Origin of the sequence: Pseudoxanthomonas sacheonensis (assembly GCF_010093305.1) — a bacterium.
Taxonomy (GTDB): Bacteria; Pseudomonadota; Gammaproteobacteria; order Xanthomonadales; family Xanthomonadaceae; genus Pseudoxanthomonas_A; species Pseudoxanthomonas_A sacheonensis.
The window spans coordinates 380,056-399,983 of record NZ_PDWS01000002.1 but is presented as its reverse complement, the minus strand read 5'-3'; the positions used below and the strand labels follow the sequence as shown (position 1 = coordinate 399,983).

Below are 19,928 nucleotides of genomic sequence, written 5' to 3'. Positions count from 1 at the left end.
GTTGTTTTTTGATGGGGAGGGGCAGCCGATTCGGGGGATTGAAGTGTTGACTGCGACGGAGCGTGCGGCGTTGCGCACCGACGACCCTTAATCAGTCAGAACCTCTGGGCAGCGCATCGATGCCAGCACCAATGCTGCGTTGCGCTATGTGAATTATTTACACCTACGACAGCGCGCTAGGGCGTCGCGAATCCGTCTTTATGACTATGAATTCAAGTATTGTCATGCCTCGATGCGCGACAGGGGCGTTGTATCGGGTGTGGGATGTGCCTGTCGATCTGCAATGGCAGGTTTGGATGGTTGAGGGTGTGCTGGTGAGCTGGGAGTGTTCTGTAGAGCGGCGGCGGGTGGTCCGATCGTAAGGCAACTAGCCTTGTTGGGAGGTTAGTTCCTCCTGGGTTCGCGGTTGAGTCCGTTCATTGGTTCCCAGCTACGCGTTTAGACTTGTTCGATACAAGCTTGGATTTTGACTCTGCAGATGGGTGTCCTTTTATAAGTGCAGGATATTGTTTGGAGTCAAAAACTGTCGATATTCAGTTGATGGCCGGAGCTAGGGAGGCTGGTCCCCTGGCTGCGTTCGGAATTTTGACAGGAGGTAGCATGATTGCTGTCACTGGCCGACCATATACGATTCTGTATTCACCTGAACGTCTGTCAGGCGACGTAGGAAAGGTAATTGAGCAAGTTGTTGCCAACTCCCCTGTTGCGGAGCGATGGCCAGATCGAGTGCCGAGGGGTTGGTAAGGACCGTAGGATGGGTCGAGCGAAGCGACACCCATCGCCTCGAGGCGACGAGATAGTCAATATCATCGAAGCAACAGCCCAACTATCAGACCGTCATCCCGGCGAATGCCGAGATCCAACCGTCCGTGCACGCATAGCTGGATCCCGGCGTTCGCCGGGATGACGACCTGTTGGTGGAACACACACCCCGCCGAAGAATTCGGTCTGTAGACATCCAATTCATATCTGTTTTTCAGATATCCGGAAAGCGCGGATAGGGTTACGTAATTCGTAGTATCCGACTCGCCCAGCGTCGGGTATCTATGGATGGACCTTGTATGGATCAGCCATACAGCAAGCACCCCGCGCGCATCACAGACCAAGGAAGCCGTCGCCATGACAAACCCCGAATTGCGCCAAGCATTCGACAAACCCGCCGGACTCACCTTCGCAGACATCCCGCCCGGGCTGGCCGAAGGCCCAACCCCGCTGGAAACCCTGCTGAACCTGCTCCAGGGCGGCAGCGCCTGCGCACTGGCCGATTCCGGCATCGCCGCCTGCGACCCCCATACCCTCGACCGCATCAGCGCCGCCGCACAACTCGAATCCGACGACTGCCTGGACCGCATCCACTGCCTGCTGGAACTCCTGCACGCCAGCCTGGCCACCGACCCACCCACGCTTTCCCACATCACCCTGACCGGCACCCTCCGCCACCTGACCCGCCTCCTCACCGACCACCAACGCTGGCACGCACTCGCCGACAACGCCGCCTACTACCGCGACCATCCCCAAGTCGCCAGCAAGATCTCCAACTACCAGAAGCCCGCCCAGACCCAGTAGGATGAACCACGGGCAGCAATGCCCATCGCCTTCCGTGGGGACGGAATGACCGGACTGAAGAACGTACGCAACCGCCGCGACGACGCATTGGCGCGGGTGGGGTGGGACCAGCTGGAGACGATGCTGGCCGATTACTACCGGGGGCAGGGCTGGAGCGTCGACCATGTGGGCACCGGCGGCGGTCGTACCCGTTTCGATGGCGGCATCGACCTGAAACTGCGCAAGGACAACGAATACGTCCTGGTCCAATGCAAACACTGGAACGCCAAGCAGGTTCCTCACAACGCCGTGAACGAACTGCTCGGCCTCAAGACCAACGAAAACGCCACCGGCGCCATCGTCATCACCAGCGGCGAATTCACCCAGGCCGCCCACGAAGCCGCCACCCGCCAAGGCCACGTCCAACTCGTCGATGGCGACTCCCTGCGCGCCATGCTCGGTCCACAACTTGATGCTTTGACGTCACTCGTGCCACCCCTGCCTATTGCTGCATCGTCTTATCGCCGAAAACGAAGGGAAAGATCGGTCGGTGAGCGCTCCGCCCTGTTATTCGGAGCTTTAGTGTTTGCCGTCGTGGTTTGCTATGGCTTGTTCAGACTTGCCACCTGGCCCATGCACCACACCTTCCAAGTGCAGCTCCCCCAGGGAGGAAGCGTGCGTGTCCAGAGAACTCCTGTGCCGTACACCAGGCCTCAAGCGCCTGCGCCGGAAGCCAAGGTCGAGATTCCACCGCGTGTGGAACCGGGCATGACCGGTGCTGAAAAGGAAGAGTGGGAGCGCAAGAACGCAGAATCGATGCGCATCCTGGAAGAGAACGAAAAGCAGGAAACCGAGGCGGGCGCAGTCGAGCCCGGCTAATTAAGGTCGTCATCCCGGCGAATGCCGGTCGGTTACGGCTTGTTGGCCGCTGCCGTCGCCACACCGCGTTGGGCTACGTGCGACCAGCCGGACAGGGGCGACGGGTCACGCCATGCGGGTGTCCGCGTGGCCCGTTCACCGGGAGCTTTCCATGAATCGTCTGTACGCCAGCCTGTTGTGCCTGTTGCTTGCCGTCGCCGCCATGCCGGCCATCGCCCAAGAGAAGCCTTATGCCGATGGCCCCGTCATCGTCGTCAACGCCATCAAGATCGTCGATGGCCAGTTCGAAAACTACATGGCCTATTTGAACGGGACCTGGCGGAAGGTACAGGAGGCGTCCAAGCAAGCGGGACTCATCACCGAGTACCACGTCTACAGCGCAACGGCCCACAACCCGAACGAAGCCGACCTGTACCTGGTCGTCACCTACCCGAACATGGCCGCCTTCGACGGTATCGACGAGAAGATGGATCCGATCATGGCCAAGGTCACCAAGATGAACTACAAGCAGGCCGACGAAGCCTCCGGCAAGCGCACTGTGATGCGCACCCTGTTGGGCAGCGAATTGCTGCGCGAGCTTGTGTTCAAGTAAACCCCTGAGGCGAGTTCACAAGGCGGAACCCGCATGGCGGATTCCGCCGCCTTCGCTTCCAGCACCTCGACTGCGAATGGAATCAACGCAGACATCCGCACCTGTACCGGCGCCGATAATCAGCGCTGGATAATCTCGGCGACCAGCGGCGGCTTCTGCCGGCTCTCACTCGCCAGCAGCACCGGCTCCGCGCTGGATGTCGCGGGCGTCTCCACGGCCAATGGCGCAAACGTACATCAGTGGGCCTGGACGGGCGGCAACAATCAACAGTGGGCGATCCAGGCCCCCTGACCGCTTTTTTGTTGATCCGTTTTCAGGCCGGGCGCATCAACGCTGATCCAGCTCGTAGTGGATCAAGACCACGCACTGCGACGCGAACAGCATCTTCGACCCCAGCGCGATCTTCTTCGCACCCAGACGCTCAAGACTGTGGAAAGTCTTCTTCGGCATCGGAATATGGTCGGTCAGCAGAAAGCAGGGATTGCCCTCGAAGGCCTGCTCGCGCATCGGCGTGCCCTTCCTGTCCATGACGAACAGCTGATGATCTTCCGCCAAGCCCTGCACCAGCCGCTCGAAGCTCAGCGTGCGCACCGTAAGGCCCGATTCCACCGGCCGCGTTTCCTCCTTGCCCATGCCCCTGGAAACGTCCAGCGCCTTGGCGACCTTGCCCAGCAGCGCGCGCTCATCGAAGCCGCCCAGGTCATGCATGGCGTTGGCGTCGAAGCAGAGCGTGCGGGAGAAGTCCTGCGTGCTTTCCAGCACCAGGTAGACCGTCACATCGGCCCGGTGCGACTGCGCCACGAAGATCGCGTTCATCAGCGTATGCGCCAGGATTTCGGTATGGGCCTCCTTGCCGACCGACGCCAGCAGCTTCTGGCTGTCCGTAGGCGCCGCACGTGCTCTCAATACAAAGGTCCGCATATGTGTCGTAACCGCTCCGCCGTCCGCGCGCCGCATTGTAATTTAAAGGGACGGAGGCAATTCGGGTTTTGAATCTTGCGGTTCGGTACTGCGCGAACGTCAAGATGGATGATTCCCCAATCAGGCGCAGTCATCTTTGGCGCGGGCGCTTCCTGCTCCCGCGACTCGATTGCATTCACGCGGATCCAGGAAACAGTGATGCCAGCTTCCGCCACTGTTCGCAGGCACCGGACCAAGCCGCCCAGGCGGGCGGCTTCGGCACCCGGGAATCAGCCCATTGCGGCGTGAGGCGCCTGCGCGTGCCGCGGACGCCAGCCCAGCAGGCGTGCCGGCAGGAACAGCAGCGCCTGCAGGAACGCGAACAGGGCGGTGAAGGTGATGCCCACCAGCCGGAACGGCAAAGCGACCAGCCAGACCAGGGGCCAAAGCACCAGAACCAGCAGGGCGAGCGGCCAGCATAGAACGAAGAGGATGCACCAGGCAGCCACGGCAAACAGTGTCTTCAACTCCAGACTCCTCGGCGTTTCACGGGCTGCCGGCCCCGGCAGCAGGAGCAGATTGCGACGCCCGAAGCGGGCCGGCAACCCACGCACGACAAAACCGCCCCAACCGCCGATCAAACCGGAAATAGGGCGACGAAAAGGCCCCTGCGTTGACCTTGTCCGGCGGGTAGGGGGATAGGTTGCGCGGGCTGACGCTGAGAGCGGAGGAGGGGCAGGAGTGCAGGGTGTAGGAGCGACGCGAGTCGCGAAGCTGGGGATGGTTCTGAGTTGAGGGCTTCGCGACTTGCGTCGCTCCTACCGTTGCTGTCGTTCGTGTTGACCTCGGGGGCGGCGCCCTTGGTTCCGACGCCAATGCGATTGGATCCATGGCGATGGTGGGCCAGGGCCCACCCTATGAGGCCTCTATACTGGCCGTCCTTGCACAAACCCCAGGAACTTCCATGCTCGGCACCACCCTCATGCTGGCCGCCATCGCCGTGGCCGCCCTCATCGGCATTTCCCTGTTCTTCTGGACCATCGCCCTGCGCCGCGTGGTGCCCGTCAACGAAGTCCACATCGTCCAGACCCGCAAGAACACCGTTTCCTACGGCAAGGGCTTCGCCAGCAACACCTACTACGAATGGCCCTCGCGCATTCCGATGATCGGCCTGGTGCGGGTGACGCTGCCGGTGTCCAACTTCTCCATCGACCTGCCGGACTACGCCGCCTACGACAAAGAGCGCGTGCCGTTCCTGGTGCACGTCATGGCCTTCTTCCGCATCAGCGACTCCAACACCGCCGCCCAGCGGGTGGCCTCGTTCGAGGAACTCAAGGAACAACTGACCGCCATCGTGCAGGGCTCCGTGCGCACCGTGCTGGCGGCGCACGAGATTGACCAGATCATGCTGGACCGCAGCCGCTTCGGCGAAGCCTTCACCAAGGAAGTGACGCCGCAGCTGGGCGGGTGGGGCGTGGAGGCGATCAAGAACATCGAACTGATGGACATCCGCGATTCCAAGGAAAGCGAAGTGATCCAGAACATCATGGCCAAGCGCACCTCCGGCATCGAGCGCGAATCGCGGCTGGTGGTGGCCGACAACGCCCGCCAGGCCGAGATGGCCGAGATCGCCGCCAAGCGCGAGATCGAGATGTCGCGCCAGCAGGCCGCCGAGCAGGTGGGCCTGCGCACCGCCGAGAAAGAGAAGAACGTCGGCGTGGCCAACGAACAATCCTCCCAGCAGGTGAAAGTGCAGCAGCGCGAAACCGCGGCCAAGGAAATGGACGTGGTGCAGGTGAAGAACGTGCGCGGGGCCGAGATCAACCGCGAAGTGGCGGTGATCACCGCCGCCCCGGCCAAGGAAGGGGGCATCGTGCAGGCCGACGCCGCCCAGCAGGGGGCCATCGTCTCGGCCGAGGGCAGCAAGCAGCAGACCGTGTTGACCGCCGAGGGCAAGCTGGAAGCGGCCAAGCGCAATGCCGAGGGCATCGCGGTGGAAGGCAGCGCCAAGGGCACGGCGGAAACCGCCATCCTGATGGCGCCTGTGGACGCGCAGATCAAGCTGGCCGAGAAGATCGGCAGCGACCAGGGCTACCAGAACTACCTGCTGGGCATCCGCAACATCGAAGCGGCGCAGGCGGTGGGCACGGCCCAGGCAGAGGCGTTGAAGTCGGCCGATGTCAAGGTGATCTCCAACGCCGGCACTCCCAGCAAGGGGCTGTCCAGCGTGATGGACCTGTTCTCCGCCGACGGCGGCACCGCCATCGCCAGCATGCTGGAAGGCCTGGCGCAGTCGCCCGAGGGCAAGAAGGTGCTGGAGAAATTCGCGAACAAGAAACCGGAATGAACCCGCGAACCGCATAAGGGAAATAAGCCGTAGGAGCGACGCAAGCCGCGAACCCTCAACGTTAGAGCAAGAGGGCTTCGCGACTTGCGTCGCTCCTACGGCGTTGTGAGGCGACAGGCCTCGCTTGCGTGGATCAAGGAAAATCGACGGCACGTAAGCGACCGACCCACCTTCAGGTCGTCATCCCGGCGAAAGCCGGGACCCAAGCCGGCACTCGCTGAAAGTCGGGTCCCGGCCTTCGCCGGGATGACGATCCTTGGGGCTGGCGCGAACCGCATGGGCGCGTTTAAAGAGCTTGCGCGTGGGCACGGAACGCGGCGTGCAGGATTGATTCCTCAATCCTGCATGCTGCCATCGCCAGGTATTGGAAACGCCATGATCGTCCACCGGCGGGGGCCGTTGTCTTCCCTTCAACGCAGAGGGCGGAGGAAAGCTGCCATTGCACGGATCGGAACCGGAGCGATTTTTTCGAATGGGCCGCCGGAATCTTGCCTGATCGGAACCTGTTTCCGGCCGGTCTTTCCGCTCAGCACTTCCACTGGAACGCCGGGGGAGGCTGCGGCAATCCGGCGCGGGAAAGCGCGGCCAGCAGGCGTGCGTGAAGCCGGCTGCCTTCCTTGATGTCGGCCGCATTCCTCATCACCGATTGGGCTTCGCCGCAGAACCAGCGCCAGAAGTCGTCTTCCGACGAGGAACGCATCCACATCCTGGGAATATGGCCGGCGATCTCGTTGGTCATCGTGGCCATGTCGTGTCGTCGCCGACGCGGGGGCGTTCGCTTGGAGGGGGCACGGGCCATGGCTTTCATGCCTTCATCCTGCGGCATGCTCCGTTAGATGGAGATGCCCGGGGCGGAGATAAACGGATGCGTGGATTTAACACCGCATTCTTTGCCGGTTCACTCTTGCCGATTCCCATGCGGCCGATCGCATGCGCCGATTGTGGCGGCCGTCGCGCGAAATCGCCGTGAATCGCCTTTACATCGCTCTCACCCGGTTTTCACGGCCGCCTGCATGCGCCAGATGTTCGAATGGGCGTTCATCCGTATCGGCATCGGGAGAACGAGAATGAGGAAATATTCCATCGCCATTGCTTTGGCGCTGCTATTGCCCCTCTCCGGCACGGCCATGGCCGCGGTGGTGTACGTAAGCGGACAAGGCCAGAGCTACGATCCTGGCATCGCGCTGGAGAACGCGCGTGCCGACGCCGTAGCCAAATGCACGTTACAGGCGGGAACGCCGGTGGAAGAGGTGTACAACCATTTGACCAGGGCCAACCTCTGGCTGGCGAGTTCCATCTGGGAATGCGATGTGCCCTGACCCGCGCGAGGCGGGCTGAGCTCCCGCCGGCGGCCGACATCCGGGGGTTCCGCTCCGCGTTGCCGGCGCATTGACAGCATCCGTTTGTCTGACTAAAGTCAGATAAATGGACAAGAACCAGATCCGGCAAGTCCGCAACTTCAACCGGGCCGTGACGCAGCGGATCGGAGTGCTGTCCGACGACTACCTGGGCCGCGGCCGGCCGCTGGGCGAATCGCGGCTGTTGTTCGAGATCGGCAGGAGCGGCGCGGACTTGCGCGATCTGCGCGCGCGGCTGGCGCTGGATTCCGGATACCTCAGCCGCATGCTGCGTTCGCTGGAGGCGCAAGGCCTGGTGGATTCGCAGCGCGCCGCCGGCGATGGGCGGGTGCGGCGGGCGGTGCTGACGCGGAAAGGGTTGGGGGAATTCGACGCGCTCGATCGTCGTTCGCAGGATTTCGCGACTTCGTTGCTGGCCTCGCTCGGCGCGGCGCACCGCGAGCGCATGGTCACGGCGATGGCGGGGGTGGAGCGGCTGATGCGCGCATCGGCGGTGACGATAGAACCCGCCGACCCCGCCAGTGCGGATGCCCGCATGTGCATCGAGGCGTATTTCAGCGAACTGGAAGAACGCTTCGAAACGGGATTCGATCCGGCGCGCACGGTATCGGCCGATCCCGAAGAACTGATGCCGCCGGCGGGACGGTTCCTGATCGCGCGGCTGGACGGGCGTCCGGTCGGTTGCGGCGGTTTGAAGACGACAGGACCCAAGCTTGGCGAAATAAAGCGCATGTGGGTGGCGCCCGATGCGCGCGGCCTGGGCATCGCGCAACGTCTGCTGGATGCGATGGAAGAACAGGCCGTGCGGATGGGCCTGGATACGCTGCAACTGGACACCAACCGCGCGCTGACCGAGGCCCGCGCGCTGTATGCGCGCAACGGCTACCGCGAAATTCCCCGCTACAACGACAATCCCTATGCCCATCATTGGTTCGAGAAACGGGAGCTCCAGGACCATAGATCCGCTTGATGCCTCAACGCGGTCATGGCACTGGCTGTAAGAGGTAGGAGCGACGTGAGTCGCGAAACAAGTGCGCGGATTGCAGGCCAATCGGGTGCCGGAAGGATGGGGGGCTTCGCGACTCACGTCGCTCCTACGTACTGCAGAAATTTGCCGGAAGGACGCCAGAAAAAAGAGCACGCCCCAACCAAACCGTCATCCCGGCTTTCGCCGGGACGGCGGTCCATCTCGGGTTGCCCATCGGTCGTCTTACTGCGCGCGCTTCTTGTAGGTGATTTCCATCATCCTGGTTTCCTTGCCGTCCATGCCCGGGCCGTACATCTCGAACACCTCGGTGCTCTTGTCGGGCCAGCGGCTGGTCATGCGCGAGGTCTGCGGCTTTTTGGTCACCGGGTCGTGATAGGTGCCGGTGTAGGTGCAGACCAGCTTGGCGTCGCAGCTGCCTTCGCTGACCATCAGGCCGGTGCTCATGCTGTCGCTCCAGGTCGCCCAGTATTTGCCGGTGACGTTGTCGTAGCCATGCAGGCCCTGGCCGTTGTAGGGCTGGCCCATCATCTGCGAGGTCACTTCCTCCACCATCACGCGATTGCCCAGGATCATCCTGCGCGTCGCGGTACCGGTATCGATCGCCGGTTCGGCGCCGGGGCTGTGCCAGCTCTTGACGGTCAGATCGTAGGTGCCGGCCGTCGAAGCCAGTTGCTGGTGCTGCACGCCGGGCGTGCCGGCTTTCTGGAACGCTTCCATCATCGCCTGCATCTCGGGCGTCATCTTCGGCCCCGTGGCTTCCTGCGCCGCGAGGGGGGCGGCGAACAGCAGGGCGAGGACGGTCATCGAAACGGCGTGCTTGCGGGTCATGGCGAATCTCCTTGGCTGGACGGGAATCGAGCACGCGCACTATGTGCGCCACCCGGTGCTTAAACCATGTGAAAACGGACGGTGCGGCCGGTTGGCCGCGGCGTTCCGGAGCGGTTCTACATCTCCGGCATCGGCAGGCATTCCATGATCTCCACGCCGTCGCCGGGGAAGATCGAGAAATGCGGGTGGTCCACGAACATCCTGGCGGCCGCTTCATGCGATTCGGCCTTGACCACGGTGTAGGCGGCCATCGCGTTGCGGATGTCGGCGATGCCTTCGGCGGTGACGCGCTTGGTCTTGCCCAGCGGCGCACCGTGATCGACGATGCTGCCGGCGTTACTGGTGGCCCAGTTCTGCCAGGCCTGCATGCCTGCCTGCTCGCGTTGCTGGCGCGTGTTTGCGTCGAGCGATTTCCATTGGTCCATCGCGGCGGCCGAGCCGGTAAAGATCGCCAGAAAATTCTTCATGATCGTCTCCGTGGATAGCGTGGTGTTTGCGGGTCGTTTGCGGGGTTGGCAGATGCGATCGATGCCGGCCGGTTTGCGGTGTCTGTCGCCGTCATCGGTCGCCTTCCTTCTTGGTGCCTTTCAACAGCGCCACGATGGCCATCGAATGGCCGTGGCCCAGTCCGAAATCCTGTTTGAGCCATGCCAGGATATCGCCGGCCTTGACTCCGGGCAGCAGGCCCTTGGGATTGGCGTAACCTTTTTGGGCGGCAAGGGCGCGCAGATCGGCGGGGCTTTTGCCGGTCTTGGTCTGGATATTGTCCAGATAGGCTTGGAAGGACATGAAGGCGGCTCGTTGAGTTGAAGGGAAGGGCGGGCAGGCAAACCGGGGGAGGGAAGCGATGCTCTTGCTGGACGACGAACGGGCGGGAGCGGAATCGACACGCTGTTGAAAAAAGTTCGCCGGCCTGTATTGCATGGGCAGCGCAAGGCCAGGGCGGCCGCGATGGTAAAATTCCCAGCATCCTCCAGACGACATCAATAGAGCGAGCGATCAGATGACGACCCAGGCCTTCTATTCCATCGGCACGCCCGGACAACCCTGGGGGCCGGCGGAAGTGGCGGCCTGGCGTTCGCGGCAGATCCGCCAGCGCAGCTACCAGGACGATGTGGTGCGTGCGATCGACGGCCTGCGCCCGCGCTTCGATGTGGTCGAGTACGGACGCCTGGACTATGGTCCCGATACCTATCCGCTGTTCGCCCTCAAGAGCCGCACCTGGCGCGAAGAGCTTCCCGTCGCACTGGTGACCGGCGGCGTGCACGGCTACGAAACCAGCGGCGTGCATGGCGCGCTGCAGTTCCTCGAAGATCGTGCATCGGACTATGGAAATTCGGTCAATCTGGTCGTGGCCCCATGCGTCAGCCCCTGGGCCTACGAACGGATCCATCGCTGGAATCCGGATGCGGTGGATCCCAACCGTTCGTTCCGCGACAACAGCCCGGCGCAGGAGTCCGCCGCGCTGATGCGCCTGGTCGCGCCGCTGCGCGATCGCGTGTCGATGCACATCGATCTGCACGAAACCACCGACACCGACGAGTCCGAGTTCCGTCCTGCACTGGCGGCCCGAGACGGCAAGCCATACGAACCGGGCGAAATTCCCGACGGCTTCTATCTGGTCGACGACACCGACAATCCGCAGCCCGATTTCCAGCGCGCGGTGATCGCGGCGGTGGCCCAGGTCACCCACATCGCGCCGGCCGACGCCAAGGGCGAAATCATCGGCTCGCCGGTGGTCTCGCCCGGCGTCATCCAGTACGCCTTCAAGCGGCTCGGCCTGTGCGCAGGCGTCACCGAAGCGCGCTACACCACCACCACCGAGGTCTATCCGGACAGTCCCCGCGCGACCCCGGAACAGTGCAACGCCGCCCAGGTCGCAGCGGTCTGCGCGACCCTGGATTTCATGCTGGCGCACGGCCGATAGGCTGCAGTCAGCCGGTCGGCGCAGCCGCGCTGTCCGTTCTTCCCGCGTCAGGGCGTTGGCATCTTGAATGGGGCATCTGTTTGCCCCGGGAGCTGTCCGACATGACCCTGAGCCGACGCCGTTTCCTCACCGCCCCGACCGCCCTGGCCGCGGGCGCCTTGCTTCCTTCCGCATTGATCACGGCGCTGGCCGCGCAGGCGGCACCGCATGCCGACCTGTCCGACTGGGAGGCCGTGCGCGCCCAGTTCGTACTGGACCCGGCGTATCTGCATTTCGCCAGTTTCTTCATCGCCAGCCATCCTGCGCCCGTGCGGGAGGCTATCGAAGGCTACCGGCGCGCGATCGATTCCAATCCTTTCCTGGTTGTGGAACAGGGACTGTTCGAGGACGAAGCCCACAACGTACCGCTGCAGGTGAAAACCGAAATCGCCCAGTACCTGGGCGGCCGTGCGGAAGAGGTGTGCCTGACTCCCAACACCACCACCGGCCTGGCCCTGGTCTATCACGGCTTGCCGCTCAAGCCGGGCGATGAGGTGTTGTGCACCACGCACGATCACTACTCGCATCACGAATCCATTCGCCTGGCTACCGAACGCGCTGGCGCCAGCATGCGCATGATCCCGCTGTTCGCCGATGCGGCTGTCGCCAGCACCGACTCGCTGATCGCCGCGTTGCTGGCCGGCATAGGCCCGAAGACGCGCGTGGTGGGGCTGACCTGGGTGCATTCCAGCAGCGGCATCCGCCTGCCCATCCGCGAGATCTCCGCCGCGTTGCGCGCGCGCAGCGGCGCGCCGGTGTTGCTGGTGGTCGACGGCGTGCACGGGCTGGGCAGCGTCGACGAAACCGTCGCCACCATGGGCGCCGATTATTTCTGCGCCGGCACGCACAAATGGATGTTCGCCCCGCGCGGCACCGGCCTGGTCTGGGCCAGTGCGGAAAACTGGGCCCGCCTGCGCCCGCTGATTCCGAGTTTCAGCGATCTGGATCAATACACGGCATGGGAAAAGCAGGTCGCGATCGCTTCGCCCAACAACGCCGACCGCATGAGCCCGGGCGGCTTCGTCGCCTACGACCATCAATGGGCCGCCGCGGCGGCGTTCCGCATGCACCAGCGGATGGGCAAGGCGCGCGTGGCCGCGCGCATCCGCGCCCTGAACGACCAGTGCAAGGCCGGCTTGGCGGAAAATCCGAAAGTGAAGATACACACGCCGATGTCGGGCGCGCTGTCGGCCGGGCTGGTGTCGTTCGAAGTCGACGGCATGAAGCCCGCGGAGGTGGTGAAGCGCTTGCTGGCCAAGAACATCGTCGCCAGCACCAGCCCCTATGCGATCACCTATGCGCGGCTGGCGCCGAGTCTGGTGAACACGCCCGAGCAGGTGGAGCGTGCGGTGAAGACGGTGCGGGAGATATCGGGTTGAGGAAGCGCTCGGAGTCCGTGCCTTTCGTACCCATGGTCCGTAGGCCGTAGGAGGCCGTAGGAGGCCGTAGGAGGCCGTAGGAGCGACGTAAGTCGCGAAGCCATGCGAGTGTTCGCGACTTACGTCGCTCCTACGAACTGTTTGACGGTATTTGGCTTCCTTTGCGCCCCTTGGCGGCAGGGCCGCACCCCCTACTTAAGCCACACGCACCCGGCGAGTGCGCGGTGCGAGAGTAGGGCTTCCGCCAATGTCCTGGAGATGCCGCATGCCCACTCGCCGCGACCTGCTCAAACTCGGCGCGCTGACCGCCGCCGCAACCGCACTGCCAGCGCTTGCGGCGCAGTCCACGGTACCGGTGACCCGTGCGGCCAAACCGCTGCGCATCCTGATCCTGGGCGGCACCGGCTTCACCGGTCCGTTCCAGGTCAACTACGCGCTTGCGCGCGGACACAAGGTGACCCTGTTCAACCGCGGCAAGCGTCCTTCGCCGGAATGGCCGGGCGAAGTGGAGCAGTTGCACGGCGACCGCAACACCGGCGACCTGAAATCGCTGGAGGGCCGGAAGTGGGATGTCTGCATCGACAATCCGACCAGTTTGCCGTTCTGGGTGCGCGATGCGGGCAAGGTGCTGAAGGGCAATGTGGGGCACTACCTTTTCATTTCCACCATCTCCACCTATGCCGACGGCAGCAAGCCGGGCATCACCGAAGACGCCGCGCTGGCTCCTTACAAGGGCAAGGATGCGATGGCCGAAACCCAGGAGACGCTGCGCGCCGACATCGAGAATCTGTACGGTCCGCTGAAAGCGCTGAGCGAAGCGGAGGTGCGCAAACAGTTCGGCGAACGCAGCACCATCGTGCGCCCGGGCTATATCGTCGGCCCGCGCGACGAAACCGACCGCTTCACCTACTGGCCGCTGCGCGTCGCGCAAGGCGGGCAGATGCTGGTGCCGGGCGACCGCGACGATCCGGTGCAGATCATCGACGGCCGCGACCTGGGCGAATGGATGGTGCGGCTGGCCGAAGCGGGCACCTACGGCACCTTCAATGCGGTAGGCCCCGATTACACCCTGGGCATGGACGCGATGCTGCATGGCTGCCAGGCGGTCACCGGCGGCGGGGTCGAGTTCACCCGCGTGCCGCTCGCCTTCCTGGAAGAGAACAAGGTGGAACTGCCGATCTGGGTGCCTGCCCGCGACAATCCCTACGCCGGCTACGGGCAGGTCAGCAATGCGCGCGCGATCAAGGCCGGTTTGACCTTCCGCCCGCTGGCGACGACGGTGACCGACTTGCTGGCGTGGTTCCACAGTCTGCCGGCCGAGCGCCAGGCGACGGTGAAGGCCGGCATCACCCGCGAGCAGGAGGCCAAGCTGCTGCAGGCCTGGCAGGCACGCAAGGGCGCATAGGTTCGACGCCCATCGGCCGTCGCCGGCACATGCGGGCGGCGTGCCGGAGAAATGGCACGGCGCCCTTTCCCGGCGTAAGGTAGCGGACAGCCCTGGGGAGGGCTTCTGTCGACCGACAATCGCCTGGGGGGCGTCGCGATGATCAAGCCGTTCGGAAACAACGTGAGCTCGGTGCTGGCGCAGCCCGACTTCCATAACGTCGCCAGCGACGCCTTCGACCGCGGCCAGACCTTGCCGCAAATGCTCATCGCCGCCTGCCAGCGCCATGCCGAACGGCCTGCGTTCACCAATCTGGGCCACACCCTGAGCTTCGCCGACGTCGAACGCATGAGCGACGATCTGGCCAGCTACCTGCGCAATGGCCTGCGTCTGGAGGCGGGCGAGCGCGTGGCCATCATGCTGCCCAACCTGCTGCAATACCCCGTGGCCGTACTGGGAACGCTGCGCGCCGATCTGGTCGCGGTGCTGGTCAATCCGCTCTACACCGCACGCGAGCTGCGGCACCAGCTGGCCGATTCCGGCGCCGCGGCGCTGATCGTGCTGGACAATTTCGGTTCGGTGGCCGCCGAGGCGCTGGAGGGCACGGCGGTACGGCACGTCATCACTACGCGCGTCGGCGACATGCTGCCGTGGCCGAAGTCGCTGCTGGTGGACACCGTGCTGAAGCACGTCAAGAAAATGATCCCGCCATTCCGTATCCCCATGGCGTTGCGCTGGCCCCGGGCACTGGCCGAAGGCAAGCGCCTGCCGCGCGTGCAGGCCATGGCCAAGGCAAGCGACACGGCGCAACTGCAATACACCGGCGGCACCACCGGGATATCCAAGGGTGCCGTGCTGGCGCATACCGCGCTGATCGCCAATGTCGCCTCGGCCGAGCAATGTTTCGGCCATTGCCTGGATCCGGAAAAAGACGTGGTGATGATCTGCCTGCCGATGTACCACATCGCCGCTTACAGCAACCTCACCTTCGACATGGCGCATGGCTTCCATTCGGTGCTGGTCACCAATCCGCGCGACATTCCGGCGTTGGTGGCCACTTTCGACAAGGTAAAGCCGGCGTTCTTCTCCGGCGTGAACACGCTGTACGACGCGCTGCTTAATTCTCCGGACTTCGCCAACCTGGATTTTTCGGGGCTGAAGCTGTGCCTGCAGGGCGGCACCGCCTTGCGCCGCGGCACCGCCGAACGCTGGAAGGCGTTGACGGGCAAGGACGTGGTGGAAGGCTACGGTTTGTCCGAGACCAGCGCGGCGATCACCTACAACCGCTGGGACGCGCCCAATCCGGTGGGCTCCATCGGCCTGGCGCTGGCCGATGTGGAAATCAGCCTGCGCGACGAAAGCGGCAACCCGGTTGCGCTCGGCGAACCGGGCGAACTATGCGCGCGTGGCCCGCACATGACCACCGGCTACTGGCAGCGGCCGGAGGAAACGCGCGAGGCCTTCTTCGACGGCGGCTGGTTCCGCACCGGCGACATCGCCAAGGCGGACGGACAGGGTTACTACTTCCTGCTGGACCGCCGCAAGGACATGATCCTGGTGTCGGGCTTCAACGTGTTCCCCAACGAGGTGGAAGACGTGGTGTCGATGCATCCCGGCGTGCTGGAAGCGGCCGTGGTCGGCGTGCCGGACGAGAAGTGCGGGGAAGCCGTGCGCCTGATCGTGGTGCGCAAGGACCCGGACTTGAGCGAGGACGATCTGCGCGCGCATTGCCGCAAGTACCTGACCGGCTACAAACAGCCCTCACGGATCGAATTCCGCGACAGCCTGCCGAAAACGGCGGTCGGCAAGATATTGCGAAGGGAACTGCGTTAGCCGGATCGATCGAACGTTCGCAATGACTGCGCGACGTAAATATTTCACAAGCGGGCGGTGGCCGGGATGGTTGCGGGTTCGCGAATAAAGCCCGGTCCGACTTGGGCTATGCTCCCAGGCCCGCGGGTCGGAGCGAAGGAGACGGCATCAGCCATGCACGGAGAGAGCGCCAACACCCTTTCCGCCGAACTGCTCTCGCAGCTGGCGCAGTGCGGGGATGCCCAGTGGTATGGCCGGAACCAGATGCTCATCGTGGAAGGCGACGTATCGGACGCGCTCTACATACTCATCGCCGGGCAGCTCAAGGTGTTCACCCAGGACAGCAAAGGGCGCGAGCTGGTCTACAACATCCTGCAGCCGGGCGAGTTCTTCGGCGAGCTTTTCCTGGACGGCGGCCTGAGGTCGGCGTCGGTGAAGGCGGTGGTCGATTCGCAATGCATCGTTATCGACCACCTGGCGATCCGCGGCTTCATGAAGACCTATCCGGAATTCGCGGAGTGCCTGGTCTACAAGCTGATAGCGCGGCTGCGCCATGCGACCGAACTGAGCAAGGGCCTGGCGTTGCACGACGTTTACGAACGGACGGTGGATCTGCTGAACAAGATCGCGTTGACCGAAGGCGATATCCGCGTGGTGCCGTTGACGCTGACCCAGCAGGAGATCGCGGACCGGGTGGGCGCCACCCGGGAAATGATCAACCACATCCTCCGCGATTTGATGCGCGGAGGTTTTCTGGCGCGAGACGAAAAGAAACGCCTGGTCTTCACCAAGATGCTGCCGAAGCGCTGGTGAGCCTGCGGGCGGAGGCGCCGATCAACGCCGGGATCTCAGTGCGCGCGCGTGCCGACGGTCAAGTACGGCCCTTTCCAAGGAATCCGGGCCGCGTCGCGCTCATTGCCTGTCCAGCCAATGGTCCACCGGATGCGGCCGTCCGAACAGATAGCCCTGGCCGTAGTCGCATCCCATCGTGGCCAATACCTCGCGCTGGTGCCGGGTCTCGATACCCTCGGCCACGATCTCCACGCCCAGTGCGTGGCCCAGGGCAAGAATCGCCCCGATCACCGCCGAGCTGCGCGGCGATGCCCCGGCCGCGAACGGAGCGATGAAACTGCGGTCGATCTTGATCATCTTCAACGGGAAGCGTTGCACGTGCCCCAGCGAGGAGTGGCCGGTGCCGAAATCGTCCAGCGCGGCTTCGATGTTGGCGTCGCGCAGCCGCTGCAGCACCGCGACCATCGCCTCCGGATCGCCGAGCAGAGTGCCCTCGGTCACTTCCAGGCGCAGATGCGTGGGGTCGAAACCGATTTCCGTGGTCAGATCCAGCATCCGGCGGTCGAAGTCTTCCTGCTGGAACAGGCGCGGCGAGACGTTGAGGGTGAGGTAGCCGCCGTTGCGCACCAGTGCCTGTCCGCACACCAGCGCCAACCGGAACATGCGCCAATCGATCGCCTGGATCAGGCCGCTGTCCTCGGCCACCTGCAGGAACTCGCCCGGCGCCAGCACTCCGCGTTGCGGATGCTGCCAGCGCAGCAGCGCCTCGTAGCCGACCACCGCGTCGTCGGCCAGCCGCACCAACGGCTGGAAGTAGGGCATGAACTCGTCGTTGAGCAGCGCATCGCGCAACGACTGCTCCAGATCCAGCACCCCCGTGGTGGCGTGCTGCATGGCCCCGTCGAACAGTGCGAAACGATTGCGTCCGGCGGCTTTGGCGCTGTACAGAGCCAGGTCGGCGTCGTGCAGTATGCGGTCGGTGGAATCGTAGCTGTCGTCGATGATGGCGATGCCGACGCTGAGGGAAACCTGCAGTTCGCGTCCGCCGGCGACCATGGCCGGTTGCATCGACTGCAGTACGCGCTGCGCTATCTTGGAGACCGCTTCGGGCATCTGCACCTGTTCGATCAGGATCGCGAACTCGTCGCCGGCCAGCCGCGCGACCATATCCGGCTCGCGCACGCAGGCGGCCAGGCGCCGGGCGACTTCCTTGATCACTTCGTCGCCGGCAAGATGCCCCAGGCTGTCGTTGACCACCTTGAAACGGTCGACATCGATATACAGCAGCCCCAGGCGGTGGCCCGGATTGCGCCGCAGGCGGGCGATGCCGCGCTCGAGACGGTCGCGCAGGTAGACGCGGTTGGGCAGCTTGGTCAGCGCATCGTGCATGACCTGGTGCTGCAATTGCGCCTCGACGCGTTCGCGTACGGCGATCTGTTCGCGCAGTTCGCCGGTCCGCTCTTCCACCCGCTGCTCCAGCGAAGCGTTGGCCTGCTTCAGGGCATCGGCGGCCTTGTGGCGCTGGATGCTGCTGGCGAGCTGGTAGGACACGAAAGTCAGCAACTCCGCGTCGCGTTCGTCGAAACCGACATCGGAGTCGTAGCTCTGCACCGCGACCACGCCTATGGGGCCTTCCGCGCCCAGCAGGGGAGCGCCCAGCCACATCAGCGTCGGCTTGACCATCATTTCCGGTTCGATTTCCCCGGCTTCGAGCAGGGCTTGCGCGCGCGCGCCGTCGACCAGCAGCGGCTTGCCGGTGCGCAGGATGTATTCGGTCAGGCCGCGCCGGTGCGAACGCGCATTCCAATCGCGTTCGTGCCGGTCCCTGGCGTAGGGGAACGAAACGGTGGCGCCGTCGTCGGAAGCCAGGGCGATGTAGAAATTCTCGGCATTGATGAGTTCGCCGACGATGGCGTGCACGTGGTGGTAGAAGTGCTCGTTGGTGTCCTCGACGTTGGTGAGCGCGGCTATCTGATAGAGCGCCGCCTGCAGGCGCTCGCCGCGTTCGCGCTCCACCACCTCGCGCCGCAGCTCGAAGTTGGTTTCGGCCAGCTGCCGGGTACGTTCCTCGACCCTGCGCTCCAGTTCCTCTTGCGTGGTCTTGCGCTCCAGTGCGGTAAGTACGTGTTCGGCCACGAACGCCAGCAGGCTCATTTCCGCCGTGGTGTACTGCGTTCCTTCCAGGTAGCTCTGCACGACCAGCGCCCCGCGGACCTGGCCTTCGCGCATCATCGGCACGCCCAGCCAGTCGCTGCTGTCCGCGCCGTGCAGGCGCAGCGGGCCGGACACCTGCGTGCGCAGCTGCGCGCTCGAGCCCATCAACGGCTTGCGGTCGCGGACCAGGTACCAGGTCAGCCCGCGTTCGATCTGCGCCAGCGGAACTTCCTGGTCGGGATTCAGCTCCTGGGTGTCGACCGCGTCGGCGAAATACAGGAAGCGCAGACTGTCGCGGTCGCTGTCGTACAAGGCGATGTAGAAGTTCTCCGCGTACATCAGATCGGAAACGATGCGGTGCAGGCCGCGCAGCATGTCGGGCATGTCCAGATCGGAACCGGCCATGTCGGCTATGGCATAGAGCGAGCGCTGCAGCATTTCGGCCTGCTCCAGGCGCAGCACGCTTTGCTGCATGCCCAGCACCGTCAGCAGCTCGCGTAGGCGGTGCGCGACCGGCTCCAGCGGCTCGGGGCAACCGGCGGGGCAATGCAGCACCGCCGCTATCTGGTCGCCGTCGTCGTGGAGGATGCGCAGATGCTCCGGCGGCACGCCGCCGGTCCGCGCGACATCCACCGCATCCACGGCTTCGGCCAAGACGGCGTCGGCGGGCGCGGCGGGATGGCAGGCGATGTCGCGCGGCCAGTGCGTCGACCACAGTACGGTAGCGCGGCGATCGGTCCCCAGCAGCACTTCGATGGCTTCGGCGGGCGTGGCGGCGTGCAGCAGGCGGGTGGCCGTCTCTTCCATGCGTACGGAAACGGCTGCCGCATCCTCGGCTTTCGCCTTGCTTAGCCGCGGTATGGTCATCGCGTTCTTTTCCCCTCGCTTGGTGGAGCTGCCGCCGTTGTCGTCACAAGCGCCTGTCGCGGGGGAAAAACAGCGCTGATTCGATGACGGACACGGACGGACGCATCGGTAATGCTACGGGCAGCCCGCCCTGCATA

At 64.2% G+C, this 19,928-nt stretch carries 19 protein-coding genes; 12 read left to right on the top strand and 7 right to left on the bottom strand.

Annotation, left to right across the window (positions count from 1 at the left end; all coding sequences use genetic code 11):
• Positions 1–1,119: 1,119 nt before the first annotated feature.
• The 4 genes from CSC73_RS03730 (at position 1,120) to CSC73_RS03715 (ending at position 3,307) form a co-directional block, all read left to right on the top strand.
• Positions 1,120–1,566 (top strand): hypothetical protein, encoded by a 447-nt coding sequence (locus tag CSC73_RS03730; protein WP_163839061.1) that lies wholly within the window; start codon positions 1,120–1,122, stop codon positions 1,564–1,566.
• Between the two features lie 45 nt (positions 1,567–1,611).
• Complete coding sequence (locus tag CSC73_RS03725) at positions 1,612–2,424, top strand: restriction endonuclease (RefSeq protein WP_163839060.1); 813 nt, start codon at positions 1,612–1,614, stop codon at positions 2,422–2,424.
• Positions 2,425–2,575: 151 nt separating this feature from the next.
• The gene (locus tag CSC73_RS03720; protein ID WP_163839059.1) at positions 2,576–3,016 is read left to right on the top strand and encodes a hypothetical protein; all 441 of its coding nucleotides are present in this window, start codon (positions 2,576–2,578) and stop codon (positions 3,014–3,016) included.
• A gap of 33 nt (positions 3,017–3,049) precedes the next feature.
• Positions 3,050–3,307: an RICIN domain-containing protein gene (locus tag CSC73_RS03715; protein ID WP_163839058.1), complete on the top strand. Its 258-nt coding sequence runs from the start codon at positions 3,050–3,052 to the stop codon at positions 3,305–3,307.
• A gap of 36 nt (positions 3,308–3,343) precedes the next feature.
• Here the strand turns inward: CSC73_RS03715 and trmY are convergent, their stop codons facing one another.
• Positions 3,344–3,937 (bottom strand): tRNA (pseudouridine(54)-N(1))-methyltransferase TrmY, encoded by a 594-nt coding sequence (gene trmY, locus CSC73_RS03710; RefSeq protein WP_163839057.1) that lies wholly within the window; start codon positions 3,935–3,937, stop codon positions 3,344–3,346.
• Positions 3,938–4,206: 269 nt separating this feature from the next.
• Positions 4,207–4,443: a hypothetical protein gene (locus tag CSC73_RS03705; protein ID WP_163839056.1), complete on the bottom strand. Its 237-nt coding sequence runs from the start codon at positions 4,441–4,443 to the stop codon at positions 4,207–4,209.
• Between the two features lie 437 nt (positions 4,444–4,880).
• Here CSC73_RS03705 and CSC73_RS03700 point away from each other — a divergent pair, with 437 nt between their 5' ends.
• A complete protein-coding gene (locus CSC73_RS03700) occupies positions 4,881–6,263 on the top strand; it encodes an SPFH domain-containing protein (RefSeq protein WP_163839055.1) in 1,383 nt (460 codons plus the stop codon).
• Between the two features lie 526 nt (positions 6,264–6,789).
• Here the strand turns inward: CSC73_RS03700 and CSC73_RS03695 are convergent.
• Positions 6,790–7,011 (bottom strand): hypothetical protein, encoded by a 222-nt coding sequence (locus tag CSC73_RS03695; RefSeq protein ID WP_163839054.1) that lies wholly within the window; start codon positions 7,009–7,011, stop codon positions 6,790–6,792.
• Between the two features lie 319 nt (positions 7,012–7,330).
• Here CSC73_RS03695 and CSC73_RS03690 point away from each other — a divergent pair, with 319 nt between their 5' ends.
• A complete protein-coding gene (locus CSC73_RS03690; RefSeq protein WP_163839053.1) occupies positions 7,331–7,582 on the top strand; it encodes a hypothetical protein in 252 nt (83 codons plus the stop codon).
• 106 nt (positions 7,583–7,688) lie between these two features.
• Positions 7,689–8,591 (top strand): bifunctional helix-turn-helix transcriptional regulator/GNAT family N-acetyltransferase, encoded by a 903-nt coding sequence (locus tag CSC73_RS03685; protein WP_163839052.1) that lies wholly within the window; start codon positions 7,689–7,691, stop codon positions 8,589–8,591.
• Positions 8,592–8,831: 240 nt separating this feature from the next.
• Here CSC73_RS03685 and CSC73_RS03680 read toward each other — a convergent pair whose 3' ends face one another.
• From CSC73_RS03680 to CSC73_RS03670, 3 genes are all read right to left on the bottom strand, one after another.
• Positions 8,832–9,437, bottom strand: coding sequence for a DUF1579 domain-containing protein (locus CSC73_RS03680; RefSeq protein ID WP_163839051.1), 606 nt, complete (start codon positions 9,435–9,437; stop codon positions 8,832–8,834).
• A gap of 116 nt (positions 9,438–9,553) precedes the next feature.
• Positions 9,554–9,904, bottom strand: a complete 351-nt coding sequence (locus CSC73_RS03675) for a hypothetical protein (protein WP_163839050.1) — start codon at positions 9,902–9,904, stop codon at positions 9,554–9,556.
• A 91-nt stretch (positions 9,905–9,995) separates the two neighbouring features.
• Positions 9,996–10,226, bottom strand: a complete 231-nt coding sequence (locus CSC73_RS03670; RefSeq protein WP_163839049.1) for a DUF4287 domain-containing protein — start codon at positions 10,224–10,226, stop codon at positions 9,996–9,998.
• 214 nt (positions 10,227–10,440) lie between these two features.
• On the opposite strand from CSC73_RS03670, the gene CSC73_RS03665 reads away from it, so the two are divergent.
• The 5 genes from CSC73_RS03665 to CSC73_RS03645 all read left to right on the top strand — a co-directional run bounded on the left by CSC73_RS03665 (position 10,441) and on the right by CSC73_RS03645 (position 16,791).
• On the top strand, positions 10,441–11,364 hold the full coding sequence (locus CSC73_RS03665) for a M14 family metallopeptidase (protein WP_163839048.1): 924 nt from the start codon (positions 10,441–10,443) through the stop codon (positions 11,362–11,364).
• 101 nt (positions 11,365–11,465) lie between these two features.
• The gene (locus CSC73_RS03660; protein WP_163839047.1) at positions 11,466–12,782 is read left to right on the top strand and encodes an aminotransferase class V-fold PLP-dependent enzyme; all 1,317 of its coding nucleotides are present in this window, start codon (positions 11,466–11,468) and stop codon (positions 12,780–12,782) included.
• Between the two features lie 265 nt (positions 12,783–13,047).
• A complete protein-coding gene (locus tag CSC73_RS03655) occupies positions 13,048–14,187 on the top strand; it encodes an SDR family oxidoreductase (protein ID WP_163839046.1) in 1,140 nt (379 codons plus the stop codon).
• Positions 14,188–14,325: 138 nt separating this feature from the next.
• Complete coding sequence (locus CSC73_RS03650; protein ID WP_163839045.1) at positions 14,326–15,999, top strand: AMP-binding protein; 1,674 nt, start codon at positions 14,326–14,328, stop codon at positions 15,997–15,999.
• A gap of 153 nt (positions 16,000–16,152) precedes the next feature.
• Positions 16,153–16,791 (top strand): Crp/Fnr family transcriptional regulator, encoded by a 639-nt coding sequence (locus CSC73_RS03645; RefSeq protein WP_163839044.1) that lies wholly within the window; start codon positions 16,153–16,155, stop codon positions 16,789–16,791.
• Between the two features lie 99 nt (positions 16,792–16,890).
• Here the strand turns inward: CSC73_RS03645 and CSC73_RS03640 are convergent, their stop codons facing one another.
• A complete protein-coding gene (locus tag CSC73_RS03640; RefSeq protein WP_163839043.1) occupies positions 16,891–19,791 on the bottom strand; it encodes a bifunctional diguanylate cyclase/phosphodiesterase in 2,901 nt (966 codons plus the stop codon).
• Positions 19,792–19,928: the final 137 nt, after the last annotated feature.